At 59.3% G+C, this 22493-nt stretch carries 13 protein-coding genes; 3 read left to right on the forward strand and 10 right to left on the reverse strand.

Annotated elements, in window-relative coordinates; all coding sequences use genetic code 11:
- The first annotated feature begins 170 nt into the window (after window positions 1–170).
- Entirely contained in the window at window positions 171–1067 is an 897-nt protein-coding gene (locus ACYZTY_RS23305; protein WP_461959384.1) for a GlxA family transcriptional regulator, read from the forward strand.
- 183 nt (window positions 1068–1250) lie between these two features.
- Here the strand turns inward: ACYZTY_RS23305 and zapE are convergent, their stop codons facing one another.
- The 3 genes from zapE to ACYZTY_RS23320 form a co-directional block, all read right to left on the reverse strand.
- Window positions 1251–2345, reverse strand: coding sequence for a cell division protein ZapE (gene zapE, locus ACYZTY_RS23310; protein WP_461955654.1), 1095 nt, complete (start codon window positions 2343–2345; stop codon window positions 1251–1253).
- Window positions 2346–2435: 90 nt separating this feature from the next.
- Window positions 2436–3791, reverse strand: a complete 1356-nt coding sequence (locus ACYZTY_RS23315) for a tryptophan--tRNA ligase (protein WP_461955655.1) — start codon at window positions 3789–3791, stop codon at window positions 2436–2438.
- A 24-nt stretch (window positions 3792–3815) separates the two neighbouring features.
- On the reverse strand, window positions 3816–4445 hold the full coding sequence (locus ACYZTY_RS23320) for an alpha/beta hydrolase (RefSeq protein WP_461955656.1): 630 nt from the start codon (window positions 4443–4445) through the stop codon (window positions 3816–3818).
- A 144-nt stretch (window positions 4446–4589) separates the two neighbouring features.
- On the opposite strand from ACYZTY_RS23320, the gene ACYZTY_RS23325 reads away from it, so the two are divergent.
- Window positions 4590–5024, forward strand: coding sequence for a Z-ring associated ZapG family protein (locus ACYZTY_RS23325; RefSeq protein ID WP_131059452.1), 435 nt, complete (start codon window positions 4590–4592; stop codon window positions 5022–5024).
- A gap of 184 nt (window positions 5025–5208) precedes the next feature.
- Here the strand turns inward: ACYZTY_RS23325 and ACYZTY_RS23330 are convergent, their stop codons facing one another.
- Together ACYZTY_RS23330 and ACYZTY_RS23335 are read right to left on the reverse strand one after the other, a co-directional pair.
- Window positions 5209–5916 carry an OmpA family protein gene (locus ACYZTY_RS23330; RefSeq protein ID WP_461955657.1) on the reverse strand — a complete coding sequence of 236 codons (708 nt, stop codon included), beginning with the start codon at window positions 5914–5916 and terminating at the stop codon, window positions 5209–5211.
- A 103-nt stretch (window positions 5917–6019) separates the two neighbouring features.
- Complete coding sequence (locus tag ACYZTY_RS23335; protein ID WP_461955658.1) at window positions 6020–6664, reverse strand: MBL fold metallo-hydrolase; 645 nt, start codon at window positions 6662–6664, stop codon at window positions 6020–6022.
- Window positions 6665–6880: 216 nt separating this feature from the next.
- Here ACYZTY_RS23335 and ACYZTY_RS23340 point away from each other — a divergent pair, with 216 nt between their 5' ends.
- Window positions 6881–13150 carry a calcium-binding protein gene (locus tag ACYZTY_RS23340; RefSeq protein ID WP_461955659.1) on the forward strand — a complete coding sequence of 2090 codons (6270 nt, stop codon included), beginning with the start codon at window positions 6881–6883 and terminating at the stop codon, window positions 13148–13150.
- A 110-nt stretch (window positions 13151–13260) separates the two neighbouring features.
- On the opposite strand, the gene ACYZTY_RS23345 is transcribed toward ACYZTY_RS23340, so the two are convergent.
- From ACYZTY_RS23345 to ACYZTY_RS23365, 5 genes are all read right to left on the reverse strand, one after another.
- A complete protein-coding gene (locus ACYZTY_RS23345) occupies window positions 13261–15999 on the reverse strand; it encodes a LuxR C-terminal-related transcriptional regulator (protein WP_461955660.1) in 2739 nt (912 codons plus the stop codon).
- Between the two features lie 286 nt (window positions 16000–16285).
- Window positions 16286–17650 (reverse strand): DUF1329 domain-containing protein, encoded by a 1365-nt coding sequence (locus ACYZTY_RS23350; protein ID WP_461955661.1) that lies wholly within the window; start codon window positions 17648–17650, stop codon window positions 16286–16288.
- Between the two features lie 27 nt (window positions 17651–17677).
- Window positions 17678–19567 carry a DUF1302 domain-containing protein gene (locus tag ACYZTY_RS23355; protein WP_461955662.1) on the reverse strand — a complete coding sequence of 630 codons (1890 nt, stop codon included), beginning with the start codon at window positions 19565–19567 and terminating at the stop codon, window positions 17678–17680.
- A gap of 337 nt (window positions 19568–19904) precedes the next feature.
- Window positions 19905–21587, reverse strand: coding sequence for a fatty acid--CoA ligase (locus ACYZTY_RS23360; protein ID WP_461955663.1), 1683 nt, complete (start codon window positions 21585–21587; stop codon window positions 19905–19907).
- Between the two features lie 207 nt (window positions 21588–21794).
- On the reverse strand, window positions 21795–22424 hold the full coding sequence (locus tag ACYZTY_RS23365) for a LysE family translocator (RefSeq protein ID WP_461955664.1): 630 nt from the start codon (window positions 22422–22424) through the stop codon (window positions 21795–21797).
- Window positions 22425–22493: the final 69 nt, after the last annotated feature.

Raw genomic sequence — 22493 nt, forward strand, 5'->3', positions numbered from 1 at the left:
CACATCAGACAAAAAATAAGACGATCCAGCCGTCTGGTGACCACTTTCCCCTATAAGAATAAAGTTGAATTATGTCTAACCAAGTCTCCACGCCCTTGCGGCGCGTCAGCATCCTGGCTATCGACCGGGTTTTCGCTTCCACCCTCATGCAAGCCAAGGATTTCTTCCACCTGGCCAGCCTGCGTTATGGCAAACAACTGGGTCAGGGCCTGACTCCGGCGTTCGAAACCCGACTGGTCAGCCCCGACGGCAAACCGGTGAACAGCTTCAGTGATGTGATCATGCCGGTGGACGGCGGCCTGGAAAACGCCGACATCATTGTCCTTCCCGCCTTCTGGGACGATTTCGATACCCTTTGCCAACGTTATCCACAGGTCCTGCCCTGGTTACGTCAGCAACATGCTCGCGGCGCCGTGCTTTGCGGTGAGGCGACCGGGGTGTTCTGGCTGGCCGAGGCCGGGCTGCTCAATGGCAAGGAAGCGACCACGTACTGGCGCTTCTTCAATGCCTTCGCCGAGCGCTTCCCACAGGTCCAGCTCAATCAGGACAAGCACCTGACCGACGCCGACAACCTGTATTGCGCGGGCGGCACCACCTCGGCGTGCGATCTCTACATCTACCTGATCGAACGGTTCTGCGGCGCCAACGTCTCCCAGGCCGTGGCCCGGGACATTCTCTACGAAGTGCAGCGCAGCTATTCGCCGGGACGCATCGGATTCGGCGGGCAGAAGTTGCACCAGGACGTGATCATCCTGCAGATCCAGCACTGGCTCGAGGAGCACTTCGCCGACAAATTCCGCTTCGAAGACGTCGCCCGCGAACACGGCATGAGCATCCGCAACTTCATGCGCCGCTTCCAGACCGCCACCGGCGACAAGCCGCTGCATTACCTGCAACGCCTGCGCATCGAGACGGCCAAGGGTTTGCTGTCGGGTAGCCGCAAGAGCATCAAGACCATCAGTTATGAAGTCGGCTACGACGATGCGAGTTTCTTTGCGCGGCTGTTCCGCCAGCACACCGAATTGTCACCGAACCAGTATCGGCAGCAGTTTCAGCAGGCTGCGTAGCTCTCTATCCACACACAAAACCCATGTAGGAGTGAGCCTGCTCGCGATCGCGCCCGTCCATCAGCATTGATGTGACTGACACACCGCTATCGCGAGCAGGCTCACTCCTACAAGGTTTGCGGTGAACTCTGGACATAAAAAAGGGCCTGCAATTGCAAGGCCCTTTTTGTATGCCGAATCTGTTTAAGGCTTATGCGCCCGAGACAGGAATTCGTGCGACTGCATTTCCAGCAGTCGGCTGAGGGTGCGCTGGAACTCGAAGTTCAAGCGACCGCCGGTGTAGAGGTCTTTGAGCTCGACTTCAGCCGAGATGATCAGCTTGACGTTACGGTCGTAGAACTCGTCGACCATGTTGATGAAGCGTCGGGCGATGTCGTCGGTGGTGACGCTCATCTGCTCGACACCGCTGAGCAACACGGCGTGGAAGATCTTGCCCAGCTCGATGTAATCGTTCTGGCTACGCGGGCCGTCGCACAGTTCGCGGAAGTCGAACCAGGCCACGTCGTCACAGGTACGCACCGAGCGAATCTCACGATTCTCGATCATCAGCACGTCATTCTCGATGGCGGCCGTGCATTCCGGTGTCAGGGCGCGGAAGCTCTTGCGCAGGCTTTCATGAGCCGCTTCGTCCAACGGAAAATGGAACAGCTCGGCTTGCTCGAGGTGACGCAGACGATAATCGACGCCGCTGTCGACGTTGACGATGTCAGTGTTCTGCTTGATCAGCGCAATGGCCGGCAAGAAGCGCGCACGCTGCAGGCCATCCTTGTACAGACCGTCCGGCACGATGTTCGAGGTCGCGACCAGGGTCACGCCGTTCTTGAACAACTCTTCCATCAGCGTGCCGAGGATCATCGCGTCGGTGATGTCGGACACGAAGAATTCATCGAAACAGATCACCCGGGCTTCGTCAGAGAAACGCTTGGCGATAATGGTCAGCGGGTTCTTCTCGCCGCCAAGGGTCTTCATCTCTTCGTGCACACGCTTCATGAAGCGGTGGAAGTGAGTGCGGACCTTTTCCTTGAACGGCAGCGCTTCGAAGAAGGTGTCGACCAGGTAAGTCTTGCCGCGGCCAACGCCGCCCCAGAAATACAGACCTTTGACCGGTGCCTGGTCTTTCTTGCCAAACAGTTTGCCGAGCAGGCCCGGTTTGTTGTTCGACGCAGCGACCAGATCGTCGTACAGGCGCTGCAAATGGCGCACCGCCGTTTCCTGCGAGGCGTCATGGAAGAATTCCGGGCGTTTCAGATCAGCTTGATATCGTTCTAGGGGCGTCATAATTCGTTAGCAAGGCAACAAAAACGGGCCGTCACTGTAGCGACGGCCCGTAAGAATGGCAATCGGCCCTTGGTCGGACCGAGCCGCTGATTATTCCTGAACAGGCGTCAGAGCAACCCGCAAGGCGTCGATGGCGAGGTCGCGAGCGGTGTCGTCAGCAAAGGTCTGGCTGTCGGCCACGCACTCGCCTTCCAGCCAGACGCTGAAGCTGCGGTCTTCACTGCGCACATCCAACGGCTGACCCGATTGCAATTGCTTGGTCACCTGGCCCGCGGTTTTGCCGTCGGTGAAGTTGCGCGACAGCAGCAGTTGCTCGCCATCGGCCGCCAGCAGACGGAAGCGGAAACTGCCATCGTCTTCACGGAAGCTGACAAAACGCGCAGCTTTCGCGGCTTTCTTCTTGGTGGTGGCAGCGACTTGGGTCTGGGCCACAAAAGAACGCAGGCCGACCGATTCACGCAGTTCATGGAGGAACGGCGTGGCGACCGAACGCGCCTTTTTCGCGCCGATTTGCAGGATGTCTTCCAGATCAGCCGGACGCTCAATCAGCTGGTAATAACGCTCACGGGATTCGCCCAGTTCGCTGTCGAGCAGCTGGAACAGACGATTCTTGGCCTCGCCCCAACCCAGGCCCTGCAACAGTTCGCTGCGGAACTCGTCGGACTGCGCCGGCGTAGCGAAGGCCTGGAACAAGGTGAACAGGTGAGAATTGTCCGGATCTTTGGCTTCGCCCGGCGCGCGGGAGTCAGTGACGATCCGCGAGATCGCGTCCTTCATCTCCTTGGCGCTGCTGAACAACGGAATGGTGTTGTCGTAGCTTTTCGACATCTTGCGACCGTCGAGGCCTGGCAGCGTGGCGACGCTTTCTTCGATCAGCGCTTCAGGCATGGTGAAGAATTCTTTGCCCTGGCCAAACAGGTGGTTGAAGCGCTGGCCGATGTCACGGGCCATTTCCACATGCTGGATCTGGTCACGACCGACCGGCACCTTGTGGGCGTTGAACATCAGAATGTCCGCGGCCATCAGCACCGGGTAGCTGTACAAGCCCATGGTGATGCCGGCATCCGGGTCTTCACCGGTTTCGACGTTCTTGTCCACGGAGGCCTTGTAGGCGTGGGCGCGGTTGAGCAGGCCCTTGGCGGCAACGCAGGTCAGCAGCCAGGTCAGCTCGGGGATTTCCGGGATGTCGGACTGGCGATAGAAGGTCACGCGGTCCACATCCAGGCCACCGGCCAGCCAGGTCGCGGCGATTTCCAGACGCGAGCGCTGGATGCGCAGCGGGTCATCGCATTTGATCAGGGCGTGGTAGTCGGCCAGGAAGTAGAACGAATCGGCATTGCTGTCACGGCTGGCGACGATCGCCGGGCGGATGGCACCGGCGTAGTTGCCCAGGTGCGGCGTGCCGGTGGTGGTGATGCCGGTGAGGATACGGGTACGAGTCGTCATGGGTAATCGCTTGTCAGACTGCAATCAGTTCGAAAGACGTGGCAGGATCAGATCCTTGAGATCGGTCAGCTTGCCATGAAAAAAGTGTCCGCATTCTGCCACTTTCAGCAGCTCATGGGGACGTTCGAGTGTCGAGGACCAATCGTAGACGGCTTGCGGATCGATGACTTCGTCGGTTTCCGGCTGGATCAGGGTCAGCTCGCCGTGTTGCGGCAGTTGATCCTGATCGCCGAGGCGCATGACAGCGGGCGCGACCATGAACAGATGTTTCAGCTGTTCGCCCTTGGCTTCCAGGCGCCCGCCGAGACTTGCTGCAACAAAACCGCCGAAGGAGAATCCGAACAGGGTCAGCGGCAAATCCGGGTGTTTGGCCCGCAGCCATTCGGCAACTGCCTGGGCGTCATCGACTTCACCGGTACCCATGTCGTGGCTGCCTTCGCTGGCACCGACGCCACGGTAGTTGAAACGCAAAGTAATCAAACCGGCGTCGCGCGCGGTGCGCTGCAGGGTCGAGACCACTTTGTTGAGCATGGTGCCGCCCTGCACCGGGTTCGGATGACAGATCAGCGCGATGCCGCGCGACTGCTCGTTGTCGAGGTAAAGGGCTTCCAATTGGCCGACCGGGCCATCAATCACTACAGGGGTTTCGCGCATAAGCAAGGAAGGAACTCCGTGACCTCGAATCGGGTCGACTCGTCTAGCAAATTGTCTGTGCCAATCTATTGCGAGTGAATCGCGGTATACAGCGCAGGTTCGAGCCGTTAACGTAAAGCAAAGCCGTTTATAGAGGAAGGACTCGTGGAACACTCGCTCTTAGTTTGGTTGTTGCCGACTCTTGCCCTGGTTGTGGGTGTCGCCATTGGTTTCCTGATCGCTCGCCTGGTGCCGAATGCCGCGCCTAGCAGCACTCAACGTCAGCTGGATGACATTCAGGAACGTTTCGACAGTTATCAGAACGAGGTGGTCACCCACTTCAACAGCACTGCAACACTGGTCAAGAAACTCACTGCGAGCTATCAGGAAGTGCAGGATCACCTCGCCGAGGGTGCCAACCGCCTGGCCTTGGACGAGCAGACCCGTCAACGCTTGCTGGCCGCCCTGCACGCCGATGCTGCCGTGGCACCACGGGAACGCCTGACGCCACCGCGCAATCAGGAGCCGCCTCGCGACTACGCCCCCAAAGCCCCGAACGCGCCGGGCATGCTCGATGAACATTACGGCCTGAAAAAGTAATCAGGTTTCGCGCGAAACAAAAAAGCCCTCGGACGAGTGATTGTCCGGGGGCTTTTTTAATTCTGAAGTTTTCATCGCTTGCTCGCGATGGGGCCAGAACTGGCGACACAAAAAAAACCGCCCGATCTGCTGAGGATCGGGCGGGCTTTTTTACGCCTGGGGTTCAGTCAGGCTTTTGCCGTCACTACTGGGTCGGTTGCGAATACTGCTGGCCCGGAATCGCCTTCAGGTTGACCTCGACCCGACGGTTCTGCGCCCGGCCATTGACGTCGCCGTTGCTGGCAATCGGGTTATCCGGCCCGGCACCGCGAGCCGACAGGTTGGCACCGCTGACACCTTGCGAGGTCAGGTAAGTCGTCACACTCTGGGCACGACGCTGGGACAGGTCCATGTTGTGCTGACGGGCACCCGTGCTGTCGGTGTAGCCGACGATTTCGATCTGATTCTGGCTGAACTCCTTGAGCGAGCCTGCCAGATTGTTCAGCGGTTGATAGAAGCTGGAGGCGATATTCGCCGAATCGGTGGCGAACGTGATGTTGCCCGGCATGATCAGCTTGATCTGATCGCCCTGACGCTGCACCTCGACACCGGTGTTGGCCATGCTGGCGCGCAGCTTTTTCTCTTGCTGGTCGGCGTAATAACCGTAACCGGCAGCGGAAGCACCTACCACGGCGGCGCCAATCAGCGCGCCCTTGCCACGGTTATCGTGACTGATGGCGGCACCGGCCAAAGCACCGGCCAGAGCGCCGAGGCCACCGTATTTAGCGGTTTTGCTCATGCCCGTGGAGCCACCGTCGGCCTGGCCCTGGTTGTCGTAAGGGTTAGGCGAGGCGCAGCCAGACAGCAAGGCCACAGCCGTAGCGACAATAATCAAACGCTGCTTGGTGAACATGAAGAGCTCCTACTTTTTTGCATTCTGGGGTGCAACGGACAAAGGCAATAGACCTTTGCGGGCGTTGGATCATTTTGCCCGACAAAAATTCCGTTGGTTACATCTAAGCCCGCACAAACGGGTTCTCGCGCATTTCATCGCCCAGGCGCGTGTCCGGACCATGCCCGGTCACCACCGTCGCTTCTTCGTCGAGCGTATACAGCCGCTGCTTGATCGACCGCACGATGGTCGCCTGATCGCCACCCCACAAATCCGTACGCCCTACCCCACGCCGAAACAGCGTGTCACCGGCGATCAGCAGCTTGGCCTCGGAAAACCAAAAGCTCATGGAACCCGGCGTATGACCCGGCGTGTGCAACGCCACGCCACAACCGCAGGCCAGTTCTTCATCGTCGGCCAGCCAGCGATCCGGCGATGGCACCGGCGTGTAAGGCACACCGAACATCTGGCACTGCATCTCCAGATTGTCCCAAAGAAACTGATCTTCTTTATGCAGGTGCAAGGTCGCGCCGGTTTTCTCCTTGAGTTGACCGGAGGCCAGGAAGTGATCCAGGTGCGCATGGGTGTGGATGATGCTCACCACCTTCAGACCCAAGGCATCGAGGCGCGCGAGGATCAGTTCGTGATTGCCGCCCGGGTCGACCACGATCGCTTTTTTGGTGATCGGATCGCCGATGATTGTGCAGTTGCACTGCAAAGGGCCGACGGGGAAGGTTTCGCGGATGAGGGTGGGTTTTACGGTGTTCATAAGAGTCCTGGGAGGGCAAGGCCGTCTTGTACAGAGAAATTGAGGCTCTCAGGATTATACGGCGGTGGCCGATACAAAAGACCGGAGCCGCCATACGTCGGCCTCATCAAAATAAATAGTGGCCATATGATGTCAATGGCACTATTTATCATGCAAAATTGCAGATTGTAGCGGCCACATTCAGGAAGGGTCGCAACCTACTCCCAGGAATTTCACATGCCACGTCCCACTGGTTATACAGATAGCTTGTCTTCTTCGCTGACCGGTATTAAAGCCGTTGACAGTCTAATCTCCGGCTTCCAATGGGAAAGCTCCAAGTGGTGGATGCCTGGGGCTGTGACCAATCTGACGTACAGTTTTATATCACCCGCCATCTCCAAGTTCGCCTACAACTACAGCCCCTACAATGAGTACAAAGACATGTACGCATTGACGGCTGCGCAGCAGACGGCGGCCACCGGGGCACTCGCCTCATGGAGTGCAGTCGCCAACATCACCTTCCAGCTGACCACCGATAATGCATTCAACGTGGGCGATCTGCGCTTCGGTGGTTACACGAAGCTGGACGACGATTCGGCAGGCTGGGCCTATTACCCCTCCGACGACCCCGTTGGCGGCGATGTCTGGATCGGACCGAACACCAACGACCTGACGCCTGATAAAGGCAGCTATGACTTCATGACGTTTATCCATGAAATTGGTCATTCGATAGGCCTCAAGCACTCGTTCGCGCCGGGTGGTTTAAACTCGATCACGCTCGATCCGGCGCTGGACGACGTTGCGTTTACCGTCATGAGCTACAACAATAATTACTCTTATCTGCCCACTACCCCAATGGTGCTCGACATTCTGGCGATCCAGAGTCTTTATGGCGTCAATAACTTTTGGATGACAGGTAACAACGTTTACTCCTGGGCCCCCACCCAGTCGGTGTTCGAAACCATCTGGGACGCTGGCGGTAACGATAGTATCGACGCCAGCAATCAGTTGGCCGCAGTGCGCATCAACCTCAACGAAGGTCAGTTCAGCCAGATCGGCAAAGCGTTCACCGACCAGAATGGCGATGCTTTCAATGAAGGGCTGGCGATTGCCTATGGCGCCAAGATTGAAAACGCCTATGGCTCGGCATTTGACGACTCGCTGATCGGCAATGCACTGAGTAACTTGCTCAATGGCATGGCCGGCGCGGACACAATGGATGGCGGGGCTGGCAATGACAGCTACATCGTCGATGACGTCGGCGATGTGGTCATCGAACGCGGCGCATCGACTTCGGAAATCGACACGGTCTATTCCTACATCGACTACACCCTGGGCAGTAACCTCGAGAACCTGATACTGGTGGACGGGGCCAACCTCAACGGGACCGGCAACGGTCTGAACAACGTGATCACCGGCAACTCCAGCAACAACATCCTGGACGGCGGCATCGGTGCCGACTACCTGGCTGGCGGCACCGGCAATGACACCTACATCGTCGACAACATCAACGACGTGATCGTTGAAACCAGTACCCTGGCCGGCGAAATCGACACCGTGCGATCTTCGTCGAGCTTCACCTTGAGCAACAACCTGGAGATCCTCACGCTGACCGGCACGGCCAACACCTATGGCATCGGCAACGCCCTGAACAACGTGATCACCGGCAACGAAGGCAACAACCAGCTTAACGGCGGCGCCGGTCTGGATACCCTGATCGGCGGCAAGGGCAACGACGACTACGGCCTTGATCAGGCCGGCGAACTGGCCCTGGTCCAGGAAAATGCCAACGAAGGCATCGACACCCTGTATGTTACCTACGCCCCCACTGCACAGACTGATGTCGTCGACCTGAACCTGAGCAACCTGCACAACGTCGAAAACGTGCTGTTGCTCGGTACCGGAGCCTTTACCGCGCTGGGCAACGACCTGAACAACACCCTGACCGGCAACAGTGCCAACAACGTCCTCAATGGCGACCTCGGCGCTGACCTGATGATCGGCGGCGCCGGCAACGACACCTACGTCGTCGACAACATCGGCGACGTGATCAGTGAGACCAGCGCCCTGGTTAGCGAGATCGACACGGTCTCGTCCTCCCTCGATTACACCCTGGGCACTAACCTCGAGAACCTGACACTGTTGGGCGCAGCCAACCTCAACGGCACCGGCAACGCCCTGAACAACGTGATCATCGGCAATACCGGCAACAACATTCTGGACGGCGGCATCGGTGCCGACTACCTGGCTGGCGGTACCGGTAACGACACCTACATCGTCGACAACACTCGCGATGTGATCGTTGAAACCAGCACCCTGACCGGCGAGATCGACACCGTGCGCTCCTCGGCGACCTTTACCCTGAGCAACAACCTGGAAGTTCTCACACTGACCGGCGCGGCCAACATCGATGGCATCGGCAACGCCCTGAACAACCTGATCACCGGCAACGATGGCAATAACCAACTCGTTGGCGGCGCGGGCCTGGATACCCTGATCGGGGGCAAGGGCAATGACGACTACGGCCTCGATCAGGCCGGCGAGCTGGCCCTGGTTCAGGAAAATATTAACGAAGGCACCGATACGCTCTACGTCCTCTACAACGCCACTGCACAGACTGATGTCGTCGACCTCAATCTGAGCAACCTGCACAACGTCGAGAACGTGCTGTTACTCGGTACCGGCGCCTTTACCGCGCTGGGCAACGACCTGAACAACACCCTGACGGGCAACAATGCCGACAACGTCCTCAATGGTGGCCTCGGCGCTGACCTGATGATCGGCGGAGTCGGCAACGACACTTATGTCGTCGACAATATCGGTGATGTGGTCAACGAGACCAGCACTCTGGTCAGCGAAATCGATACCGTGCGCTCTTCGGTGACCTTCACCTTGGGCGCCAACGTGGAAAACCTGACGCTGACCGGCGCGGCCAACGTCGATGGTATCGGTAACGCCCAAAACAACGTGATCACCGGTAACGATGGCAACAACCAGCTCGTAGGCGGCGCCGGTCTTGATACCCTGATCGGTGGCCAGGGCAACGACGACTACGGCCTTGATCAGGCCGGCGAACTGGCCCTGGTCCAGGAAAATATCAACGAAGGCACCGATACGCTCTACGTCCTCTACAACGTCACTGCACAGACTGATGTCGTCGACCTGAACCTGAGCAACCTGCACAACGTCGAAAACGTGCTGTTGCTCGGTACCGGAGCCTTTACCGCGCTGGGCAACGACCTGAACAACACCCTGACCGGCAACAGTGCCAACAACGTCCTCAATGGTGGCCTCGGCGCTGACCTGATGATCGGCGGCGCCGGCAACGACACCTACGTCGTCGACAACATCGGCGACGTGATCAGTGAGACCAGCGCCTTGGTCAGCGAAATCGACACGGTCTCGTCCTCCCTCGATTACACCCTGGGCACTAACCTCGAGAACCTGACACTGTTGGGCGCAGCCAACCTCAACGGCACCGGCAACGCCCTGAACAACGTGATCATCGGCAATACCGGCAACAACATTCTGGACGGCGGCATCGGTGCCGACTACCTGGCTGGCGGTACCGGCAATGACACCTACATCGTCGACAACACCCGCGATGTGATCGTTGAAACCAGCACCCTGACCGGCGAGATCGACACCGTGCGCTCCTCGGCGACCTTTACCCTGAGCAACAACCTGGAAGTTCTCACACTGACCGGCGCGGCCAACATCGATGGCATCGGCAACGCCCTGAACAACCTGATCACCGGCAACGATGGCAATAACCAACTCGTTGGCGGCGCGGGCCTGGATACCCTGATCGGGGGCAAGGGCAATGACGACTACGGCCTCGATCAGGCCGGCGAGCTGGCCCTGGTTCAGGAAAATATTAACGAAGGCACCGATACGCTCTACGTCCTCTACAACGCCACTGCACAGACTGATGTCGTCGACCTCAATCTGAGCAACCTGCACAACGTCGAGAACGTGCTGTTACTCGGTACCGGCGCCTTTACCGCGCTGGGCAACGACCTGAACAACACCCTGACGGGCAACAATGCCGACAACGTCCTCAATGGTGGCCTCGGCGCTGACCTGATGATCGGCGGCGCCGGCAACGACACCTACGTCGTCGACAACATCGGCGACGTGATCAGTGAGACCAGCGCCCTGGTCAGCGAGATCGACACGGTCTCGTCCTCCCTCGATTACACCCTGGGCACTAACCTCGAGAACCTGACACTGTTGGGCGCAGCCAACCTCAACGGCACCGGCAACGCCCTGAACAACGTGATCATCGGCAATACCGGCAACAACATTCTGGACGGCGGCATCGGTGCCGACTACCTGGCTGGCGGTACCGGCAATGACACCTACATCGTCGACAACACCCGCGATGTGATCGTTGAAACCAGCACCCTGACCGGCGAGATCGACACCGTGCGCTCTTCGGTGACCTTCACCCTGGGCAACAATCTGGAAAACCTCACGCTGACCGGCGCGGCCAACATCGATGGCATCGGCAACGCCCTGAACAACCTGATCACCGGCAACGATGGCAATAACCAACTCGTTGGCGGCGCGGGCCTGGATACCCTGATCGGGGGCAAGGGCAACGACGACTACGGCCTTGATCAGGCCGGCGAACTGGCCCTGGTCCAGGAAAATATCAGCGAAGGCACCGATACGCTCTACGTCCTCTACAACGCCACTGCACAGACTGATGTCGTCGACCTGAACCTGAGCAACCTGCACAACGTCGAAAACGTGCTGTTGCTCGGTACCGGAGCCTTTACCGCGCTGGGCAACGACCTGAACAACACCCTGACCGGCAACAGTGCCAACAACGTCCTCAATGGTGGCCTCGGCGCTGACCTGATGATCGGCGGCGCCGGCAACGACACCTACGTCGTCGACAACATCGGCGACGTGGTCAACGAGACCAGCACTCTGGTCAGCGAGATCGATACCGTGCGCTCTTCGGTGACCTTCACCCTGGGCAACAATCTGGAAAACCTCACGCTGACCGGCGCGGCCAACATCGATGGCATCGGCAATGCCTCAAACAACGTCATCACCGGCAACGATGGCAACAACCAGCTGGTTGGCGGTACCGGTCTGGATACCCTGATCGGTGGCCAGGGCAACGACGACTACGGCCTCGACCAGGCCGAAGAGCTGTACCTGATCCAGGAAAATGCTAATGAAGGCACCGACACCCTTTACGTCACCTACGCCTCCGTGACCCAGCCCACGGGCCTTCCCAGCATGGTCGACCTGAACCTGAGCAACCTGCACAACGTCGAGAACGTGCTGTTGCTCGGCGCCGGCGCGTTTACGGTAATAGGCAACGACCTGAACAACACCCTGACCGGCAACAGTGCCAACAACGTCCTCGATGGCAGCCTCGGTGCTGACCTCATGATCGGCGGCGCCGGCAACGACAGCTACAGCGTCGACAACGTCGGCGATGTGGTCGTCGAGACCAGCACCCTGAGCAGCGAAATCGACACCGTCTATTCCTTGATCGATTACACCCTGGGCAGCAACGTCGAGAACCTGATGCTGGTGGGCAGCACCAACCTCAACGGCACCGGCAACGCCCTGAACAACGTCATCAACGGCTACATCGGCGACAACCTCCTGGACGGTGGCCTCGGCGCTGACCTGATGAACGGCGGCGATGGCAACGACACCTATATCGTCGACAACATCGGTGATGTGGTCGTCGAGACCAATACCTTGGCCGGAGGGATCGACACCGTGCGCTCTTCGGTGACCTACACCTTGGGCAATAATCTGGAAAACCTCACGCTGACCGGCGCGGCCAACATCGATGGCATCGGCAACGCCCAAAACAACGTCATCACCGGTAACGATGGCAACAACCAGCTCGTAGGCGGCGCCGGTCTTGATACCCTGATCGGGGGCAAGGGCAACGACGACTACGGCCTTGATCAGGCCGGCGAGCTGGCCCTGGTCCAGGACAACATCAATGAAGGCACCGATACGCTCTACGTCCTCTACAACGCCACTGCCCAGACCAACACTGTCGATCTGAATCTGAGCAACCTGCACAACGTCGAGAACGTGCTGTTGCTCGGCAACGGGGCCTTTACAGCGCTGGGAAACAGCTTGAACAACACCCTGACCGGCAACGCCGATGCCAACGTTCTGAACGGCGGCGCGGGTACGGACACCCTCATCGGCGGCGCAGGTGCCGACAGGTTTGTTTTCAGTGCTGTGAACGAAATGGGCACAGGCGCCAATCGTGATGTCATCACCGACTTCAGCAGTCTGCAGGGCGATAAGATCGATCTGACGAAGTTCGACGCCGATTTGCTGAGCGGTGGCTTCAACGGCTTCACCTTCATTGGTGCCGATGACTTCACCGGTGCAGGACAGCTGCGCTTTGTCGACCATGTGCTTTCGGGCAACGTCAGCGGCAACGCCGGCGCAGACTTCGAAATCCAACTGGTGGGGGTCAACACCTTCAGTGCCCACGACCTGGTGGCCTGACGGTTTCATCTTGAGAGCAATACCCGATCTGTCAATCAGACCGGGGGAGCAAACAAAACGCCCCGACTGGTTCGGGGTGTTTTGCTGTGGTGAGGTCGCTTTATCTTCAGCTAGCCCAACACGCCCAACGCCTTCGCCCGAGCGACCGCCTGTGTACGCCGTTCGACGCCCAGCTTGCTGTTGATATGGCTGGCATGAGTTTTCACCGTGTGCAGCGAAATAAACAGTTGATCGCTGATTTCCTGATTCGAACAGCCCTGGGCGATCAGTCGCAGGACGGCCATTTCCCGCGCACTGAGTTGTTCCGCCGCCGCGGATGACTCTGTTGCGGGACGGGCTGTCACTGCCGGAAGTTTTTCCGAAAGGCTCAATGAAACGGGGGTCGGCACACCGAGTTGAAGTTGGTTACGCAGCCAGTCCGGATGTTCAGCCAACAACCCGTCAAACGGTTGCAGCACACCACCGGCCGCCGCCTCCAGGGCTTGAGCCAACGTTTTGCGGGCCTCGGGTTCGCGCCCGCCCCCCAGCAACAACGTCACTTTCTGAGTCAACGCCATCACGCTGAGCATCTGCCTGCCGGTTTGCTGCCCATGCTCAAGCAACGCGTTCAAACGCCCCTCGGCCAGCATCGGTTGCCCCTGAATCACCTCCAGCAAGGCTTGCTGCAATTCGATATGCAGCGGCAGCTGTGGATGGAATTCCGGCGGCGCTGCTGCGTGGTCGCCGTTGTAGGTCTGGCCCAGTCGCGCCAGCCAGGCTTCGGCCAGATCGGTACGCCCCTGAGCCAGCCAGAGTTCGCATTTGACCAGGGTGATCATCGCCAGATAGTAAATCGGCGGCACATCCCAGATGTGCATCAGGCGTTCAGCTTCAGCGAGTTCGGCGAAGGCTTTGGCGAACTCGCCGCTGCTGCCCTCAAGCCGGGCGATCACACAATGGCCAATCAAAACGCTGATATCGCGACAGGCTCGGGCCTCACTCAACCCGGCTTGTAAACGCGCCCGTGCGGCTTGCGGTTGCAAGCGCACGGCCAGCAAAAAGCCCTCGTACAAGGTCAGGCGCGCGCGCACGGCGTAAAGCCGTTGCGGTGATAACCCTTGCAGCCGTTGCAGGCCCTGGCGGACTTCTTGCAGCGAGCGCATGATTTCCCCCCGCGCTTGCAGCACTCGCGCGCGGTCGTAATGGGCCAGCGCTTCGAACAGTGGGTTGCCGACCCGCTGCGCCAACTCCAGCGATTCGCGGTTCAAGCTGCGTGCGCGCCACATGTCGCCATCGGCAATCGCCAGGTTGGACAAGGTCGACAGACACATCAGCCGTTGCCCGTAGCGCTTGGCCGGCAGGCTCTCCAGCGCTTCGGCGCAGTACAGTTGCGTGAGCGCGCGATTACCTCGGCCCCGGGCGATGATGCCGCTCAGCGCCAGCCATTGCGCCAGCATGGATTTCTGCGCGGTGGCCGACGGGGCTGGCAGGAAGCGGCTCAAGTGGGCCGCCAGCTCCTCGGCAGCGTCCAGCTGACAGGCCAGCCCCAAGGCCCAGCTGTAAAGCACGATCAGCCGCGGCGTGCTGATCAGCAGGCTGTCGGGCAAGTCCATTTTCCAGCGCAGCAGCATGCCGACGTTCTGTTCGGCGAGCAGTTGTTCTTCAGAGAGGTTTTGCACCAGGTTCGCCGCAACGTCCAGGTGCCCGGCGCGCAACGCCTGCTCCACCGCCTCGTCGAGCAACCCCTGAGCATTGAACCAGCGACAGGCGCGCAGATGCAGGCTAGCGGCCGGCACTATCGACTGAGCGGTGGGCCGGGTTCGCAGCAGGTCGGAAAACAGGTGGTGATAGCGATACCAGTGGCCGTGCTCGTCAAGCGGCACCAGGAACACCTGGTGCGCCTGAAGGAAACGCAGAATTTCGGCACTGTCATGGGCCTCGCGAACCGCATCGCAGAGCTCGCTGCAAAAACGTTCCTGAGGCGCGGTGTCGTAAAGGAATGACTGCACTTCGGCGGGCAGGCAATCGATGACTTCTTCGAGCAGGTAATCGCGAATCAACCCTTCCCCGCCATGCAAGGACTGCGGCAACGCACCGTCGGTGCCCGCCTCAGAGGCCGCCAGCAACCAGAAACGCAGACCGGCGACCCAGCCTTCACTGCGCTGGATCAGGCTTTCCAAGGCCTCGCCACGCAAGGAGGTGCTGTGTCGATCAAGCAACGTGAGGGCTTCATCGTGGGTCAGGCGAAGGTCCTGCTCATGCAATTCGAGCAGTTGCCGCGACAGGCGCAAACGCGCCAGGTGCCAGTCCGGACGCTGTCGACTGGTCACCATGACCAGCAAGCCATCGGGTAAATGATTGAGGAAAAACTGCAGGCAGCGATCGAGCACCGGGCCTTGGGCCAGATGATAGTCATCCAGCACCAGCAGCAAAGGCGTCATCGGCGAAAGGTGGATGGCCAGCTCATCAAGCAAACCGTCGAGCCATTCTTCAAAGGCGAATGGCTGATGGCGTTGACGCATTTTCAGCAGGCCCAAGGCCTTGCTGCCGAGCTTCGGAAAGTAATCCTGAAGACCTTCCAGCAACCGTTCGAGGAAACGCCCCGGATCGCTGTCTCGAGGACTCAACCCCAGCCACAGACTGTGCCAATGGGCCGGCAGCCCTTGGCAGAACTCCACCGCCAATGAGCTCTTGCCGAAGCCGGCGGGTGCGCTGACCAGCAACAGCCTGCCACCGAGGCCGGCACTCAGGCGCTCGCATAGACGAGGCCGCAGCACATGGCCGTCGGGCAAAGGGGGCCGAAAAAAGCGCCCGTCCAGTGCCGCGACGGCAACGCTTGCAGGGCCCAGGAGTGGGAACAGATCAGTCATGGCCGGCTCTTGTTTGAATTGCGGGTGGCGGCGTTGCAGATGTCCGCAGACTATCGGTAAACGAAGAGGGAATGAAGGTTATTGCTACAAATGGCTACAAAAAGAATGTAGGAGCGAGGCTTGCCCGCGATCGGGGATGACGCGGTGTATCTGAAAACATGCGATGTAGATACGGACGCCTTCGCGAGCAAGCTTCGCTCCTACGGATGCATGGATGGCCAGGCAAAAAAAACGCCCCGAACCAGTCGGGGCGTTTTTCGAGGGTGCGGCCTCTGTTCAGTGCAGGTTAACGAACCCCGTCCTGACGCAGTGCAGCGGGTGTGAAATCGCTGGTGGTCGCGGTGAAGCCGAAGTCATAAGCCGACTTCTCTTCGTTCTTCATGCCCAGCGCCAGGTAACGGCCCGATTGCAGGTCGTACAAGGTTTCCAGGGTGTACCAAGGCACTTGAACGTTGTAGTAGTTCTGGGAGTGAGCTTCCGCCACACGCCACAGTTGATTGCGGCCGTCGTAGTGATCGATCACCGCAGCTTGCCAAGTGTCTTCGTCGATGTAGAAGTCACGTTTGGCGTAGATGTGACGCTGACCTTCCTTCAGGGTGGCGACCACATGCCAGACCCGGCGCAGCTCGTAGCGAGCCAGGTCCTGGTTGATGTGACCGGCCTTGATGATGTCGTCGTACTTGAGTTGAGGCGAGTCGAGCTTGTAGCTGTCGGAGGCAATGTACATCTCTTTCTTGCCTTCGAGTTTCCAGTCGTAGCGATCCGGCGCGCCGTTGTACATGTCCAGGTTGTCGGAGGTCCGCAGGCCATCCGCCGCAGTACCCGGCCCGTCATAGGACACTTGTGGCGCACGACGCACACGACGTTGACCGGCGTTGTAGACCCACGCCGAACGCGGCTCCTTAACCTGATCGAGGGTTTCGTGCACCAGCAGCACACCACCGGCCAGACGTGCCGGCGCGGTCACTTTCTGCTTGAAGTAGAACAGGATGTTGCCCGGGTTCGCCGGATCGTAATCCTTCATCTTGTCGCGGAACACGAACTGGTCCTGGAAATACACCAGGCTGTACGAGCCGTTCGGCTGCGGCGTAGCCTGGGTCACCAGACGGGTCACGCTGCCACCGCGATAGCGGGTGATGTGGTTCCAGATGACTTCAACGCCGGTCTTCGGAATCGGGAACGGCACGGCTGTTTCGAAGTTCTCCAGACCGTTGCCGCCGGACACCAGGTTAGTGCTGGTGGCGTTTTTCTTGATCGAGGCAAACACTGCGTCCGGCACGGTCGCGCCGCGATGGGACGGGTAAACCGGCATCTTGAAGGTTTCCGGGTAGCGCTTGAACATCGCGTACTGGCCCGGAGCGAGTTTGTCCTTGTACTGGTCAACGTTCTGCGCCGTGATGGTGAACAGCGGCTTTTCACTGGCAAACGGGTCAGACAGGAAGCCTTTGCCGTCAACGGTGCCGGCGTTTTTCGCCATCGGCTTCCAGGCCGGGATCGAACCGTCGGCGTTGCCGGCCATTTCGGCGCCCATCGGGGTCAGGCTCTTGCCCAGTTTGTCCGCTTCGGCTGCAGGGACCGCCGCCATCACGCCGGTCGCCAGCAGCGAAAGCCCCAGAACACCGACTTGGAACAGACTCTTGGTTATTTTCATAGGTGTGTTCGTCCTGATAATCAGTGCTTAGAAGTTCACGCCGAAGCTGAGCGCAACGAAGTCGCGGTCATCCACGGTGGTGTACTTGCCGTCGAAGAAGTTGGTGTACGCCAGGCTCGCGGTGTAGGTGTTCTGGTACTCGGCATCGACACCCAGGCTCACTGCTTTGCGACCTTCCTCGAAGTTGCCGCCAGGGCCTGGCGAGTAACCTTCAACGTCATGGGACCAGGCCACGTTCGGCTTGAGGTTCACACCGGCGAACACGTCGTTGTATTCCCAGATGGCACGACCGCGATAACCCCACGAAGTGGACGTGGTGAAACCTTCATCGTTGCAGTTGCGGCTGCGGTTGTTGGTCGCAGTACCCGGGCCGGCACCGTTGATGGTGCTGGTGTTGAGGATTGCCGAGCAGGTGTTGGCACCGCCGGTGGCAGGCAGTTCACCAGGGCCGTAGACCGGATCACGGCCATAACGGACGTCGGAGGTGCTTTCCAGGCCACCGACATGGGTCACGCCTACTTCGCCCACCAGGGTCAGACGGCTGGCGCCCATGACCTGATCGAAGAAGTGCGTCAGGGTGGTCTGGAACTGGGTGACTTCTTTGCGGCGATAGCCGTGCAAGTCCTGACCCGGTACGCCGGTGAGCAACGAAGCGTTGGTCAGCGCGCCGCCCAAAGGACGTACACCGGCAAACAGAATGTCGGTGGAGTTGAGTTGCACCGGTGCGTTCGGACGGTAGCTGACTTCACCGCTCCACGCCGTACCGGTAGGCAGGGTGGTGGAGAAGCTCAAGCCGTACAGGCGGATGTCTTCCGGATACTCGACGAAGTAGTTCGAGTTACCCGCGACAACCAGTGGCGCCAGAGCACGCAGCGACGCTGGCAAAGCCGCCACCCGGGCATAGGTCGATGCCGGGGCACCGGTTGCGCTGAAGATCGGCGCACGGCTGTGGTAGTTCATGAAGTAGGCACCGAACTCGGTGTCCAGCGGCTCGAACATGTATTTGAGGGACGCGCCCCACTGGCCGCTGTCTCGCGCATCGCGATCCGGGCCACGACGCACCAGAACACCTTCGTTGTTGACGTCGACGCCAAGAGCGGTCAATGGGCCCAGTGCCGCGGCAGGAAGGGTCGAACGCTTGTTCAGCACGCGCAGGTTGTTGTCGCAACCGTCGGCAATGATGTCGGGCTGGGAGAAGAACGTGCCGCAGTTGTCGACGACGGTCTGGTCCCATTCCAGCTGGTAGAAGGCTTCGGCCGAGAGCGTATCGGTGAGGCTCTGCGAGACGTAGAACATGTTGACCGGAATCAGGCCTTCTTTGACCTCGGCACCTGGGCGACGGAACGCGGAAACGTCGATCGGGTTGATCGAGTTGATGCCGCTGCCGATGAAGGTACTTTCACCCCAGCTGACGACTTGCTTGCCCAGACGCACGGAGCCCGGCTGATCGGCAACGGAGTAGTTGTGGTAGACGAAAGCGTCGAGGATCTGGCCGCCGGAGGACTTGGCGCCTTCCTTGCGGTTGCTGTCGCTGATGTCCTTGAAAGGACGGCTTTCGTCCTTGAGTTCGAAGTCGTACCAGTATTTGCCACGGACGAAAACGCCAGTGTCGCCGTATTTCAATTCAAGGTCATGGATGCCCTTGAAGATCTTCGAGAAGGTTTTACCGCTCTCGAAGTTCAAGTGACCGTCATCGGAGGTCTGGGAGAGGCCGCGGCCACCGTTGTTGACGCCGATGAGGTTCTTGTTGGCGCTCTCGGTCGACCAACTGGCACCGATCGACAAGGATGAATCGAACTGACCTTCGATTTCACCAACGTTGAAACTGACGCCGAATGCAGGCCCGGCGAGCGAAGAGGCGAGACTGACCGCCAGGGGCAATTTCGCCCGGCGCCAGAACTGGTTTACTGATGTCATCGACGCTACTCCATGTGCATTATTGTTATGGCAGTTAGCACTTCTAAAAACGTTGTGGGTGACGGGGAGCCAAGGCGTCCCGAAGTCACTCCAAAATTGCATCGCCCCGTTTTGTGCGTTTGCTCCGTTCTTAAAAATCCTTGAGCGGACTATAGCCAGCAGGTAGTAGAGCTTGATCCCTCTAAAGTGTGATTTGCACCTGCCGGCCACTCTGGAACAGTCCTTTCGCCAGTCCGACGCATGTCGGCACCGCAAGGATGGCTGAAAATTCGGATTTCACAAGCCAAGCGCTTGCTTGGTGGGGCTGGCGTGCCCTTTTGGGCACGCCAGAAGACGCTTAAAGCGTCGAAAGGAAGGTGCTGTTGTTGGCCTGCCATTCAGTGATGTCGAGGCGGATACGCTTCTTGTCGAGCTTGCCAACACTGGTCTTGGGAATTTCAGTAACAAGGGCGATCTGACTCGGGATCGCCCACTTGCTCAGGTGCCCCAATTCCACGAATGGCTTGAGGTGTTCCTTGAGCTCTTTAGCCCCGATCTCATGCCCTTCGCGGATCACCAGCAGCGCAAACGGGCGCTCGCCCCATTGTGGATCGGCGATGCCCACCACTGCTACTTCGCGTACCGCCACGTGGCGACTGATCAAATCTTCGAGGTCCAGGGAGGAGATCCACTCCCCGCCGGTCTTGATCACGTCTTTGATGCGATCGCGTATGTCGATCACGCCCATGCTGTCCAGCGTCGCCACGTCGCCGGTGTGCAGCCAGCCCCCGGCCCAGAGCTCGGCGCCCTTCTGCGGCTCGTTGAAGTAGCCCTCGGTGAGCCACGGCGCACGCAGCACCAGTTCGCCCTGAGTCTCGCCATCGGCGGGCAGGAAGTTGCCATCGGTATCGACGATCGCTGCCTCCACCAAAGGCCCCGGTACGCCAGCCTTGATGCGATACGTGGTGCGTTCGTCTTCGGTGCCGGCCATCAACTCGTCGTTGAGGTGCGCGCACGAGATCAGCGGTCCGGTTTCCGACATGCCGTAAGCGGCGGTCAGCTGAATGCCATTGGCCTTGGCGGCTTCGTACAACGTGCGGTTCAACGCACTGCCGCCGATCACAATTTTCCAGCCACCAAAGTCAGTAGTTTGCGCGGCTTTGGAGTTAAGGATCATTTGCAGAATGGTCGGCACGCAGTGGGAAAAGGTGACCTTCTCCTTGCGCCACAGCTCCACCAGGTATTCCGGGTCGTAACGACCGGGATAAACCTGCTTGAGCCCAAGCATGGTCGCCACATACGGCAAGCCCCAGGCATGCACGTGGAACATCGGCGTGATCGGCATGTACACGTCGTTGGTGCCCAGCAGGCGCACGCTGTCGATAGCGCCCATGATGGTCGACACGCCCATGGTGTGCAGCACCAGTTGCCGATGGGTGAAGTACACACCTTTAGGGTTACCGGTGGTGCCCGTGGTGTAGAACGTGGTCGCGACCGAGTTTTCGTCGAAATCCTGGAAGTCGTATTGCGTGCTCGCGGCTGCCAGCAACTGCTCGTACTCGCCGACCAGGTTCGGCAAGTCAGCGGTTTTTTCCGGTAGATCAGTCAGCAGCAGGGTTTTCTCGACCGTGGTCAGGTGCCCGGCAATCGCCTGGTACAGCCCGACGAACTCGCTGTTGACCAGCACGAAGCGGTCCTCGGCGTGGTTCATGGTGTAGAGGATCTGCTCCGGAGACAAGCGCACGTTGATGGTGTGAATCACCGCACCGATCATCGGGATGGCAAACATGCATTCCAGATACCGATGGCTATCCCAGTCCATCACCGCCACGGTATCGCCGGCCTTGACCCCGGCTTCCGTGAGCACATTGGCCAGCCGCGCAACCCGCTCGATCAGGGTCGGATAGCTGTAGCGCAACTGGTCGCGGTAAATGATCTCGCGGGTTTTCTCGTAACGAGCGCCGGACATCAGCAGCCGTTTGATCAGCAGCGGATACTGGTAAGCGCCTTCGGCTGGGGGGATAACGCGAGTCTGCAACATAAGAATCCCTTTTCTGACTGCACGGTGTTGGCTTTTAGAGGTAACCACTCTAGAACCCTTATACGCCGACCAAATCAGCCAAAGGAATGATTTGCAGAGCCGTACAAATGCTAGCTTTGCGCCAGCATTCACTGGCAACCCGAACATGTAGGAGCTGTCGAGTGAAACGAGGCTGCTCCTACACAGCAACAACGGTTGCGCGTGTGATCAATGCATCTCGGTGAAGGCGAGTTTCACGCCGATGGCGATCAGTACCACGCCCATGGTCCGGTCGAACCAATGACCCATCCGGGCGAAACCGGCGCGCACGCGTTGCTGGCTGAACAATCTTGCCACCAGGCAGAACCACACGGCCGTCGCCGCCGCGAGATAGATCCCGTAGCCAGCCTGCACCGCCAGCGGCGTGTGCGGGTTGATCACCACGGTGAACAACGACAGGAAGAACAGCGTGGCTTTCGGGTTCAGGCCGTTGGTCACGAAACCTGAGGTAAAGGCTCCGCGAGGTGTGCGTTCGCCGGCTTCTTTGTGCAGATCGTCGGCAACCGGGTTGGCCGGTTGCGCGCGCAAGGCCTTGTAGCCGATGTACAGCAAGTAAGCGGCAGCCGCCCATTTCAAGGCGTTGAACAGCACGATCGACTGCGACACGATCAAGCCGATGCCGAGCAGCGAATAACCGACGTGCAGGAAAATCGCCGTACCGACGCCCAGCGCGGTCCAGGTCCCGGCGCGACGGCCGTGAGTCACGCTCTCACGCACCACCACGGCGAAATCCGGGCCGGGGCTGGCGACGGCGAGCAAGTGAATCAGGGCAACGGTCAAGAACTCTGTCCAGTACATGGGGGCTCCTCTGGGGCAGATCGGTCGAAATGAAACACACTAGGTAACGCCATCCCCTGTAGGAGTGAG

The organism is Pseudomonas sp. LB1P83, assembly GCF_054897885.1.